The organism is Paraburkholderia sp. SIMBA_027, from assembly GCF_046535315.1.
GTDB lineage: Bacteria > Pseudomonadota > Gammaproteobacteria > Burkholderiales > Burkholderiaceae > Paraburkholderia > Paraburkholderia tropica.
Window position 1 is genome coordinate 1 of sequence record NZ_JAWRWY010001137.1, and the last position, 253, is coordinate 253.

The window sequence follows — 253 nt, forward strand, 5'->3', positions numbered from 1 at the left end:
CTACGGTGGGCAAGCCGTAAAGCCAGGCTACCATGTGACAGAGGTCAAGGCGGGGCAGTTCTCCGCGCTCGACTGTGGCGCGAATCCAGAGGCCTGGTCGGAAATGTTCATTCAGCTCTGGGATATCGATGAGGAGGAAAGGAATCACATGCCGGCGGGCAAGTTCTCCGCCATCATTCGCAAGGTATCCGACCATGTGCGCCTGGAGGCGACCGCCAAGCTGACGTTCGAAGTCAGCGACGGAAAACAGCCG

At 59.3% G+C, this 253-nt stretch carries 1 protein-coding gene; it reads left to right on the forward strand.

Translation table 11 applies throughout. The features are described from left to right. Positions 1 to 253, forward strand: a 253-nt coding sequence (locus tag SB764_RS42685) for a DUF6428 family protein (RefSeq protein WP_410867136.1), incomplete at both ends; no start/stop codon positions are given.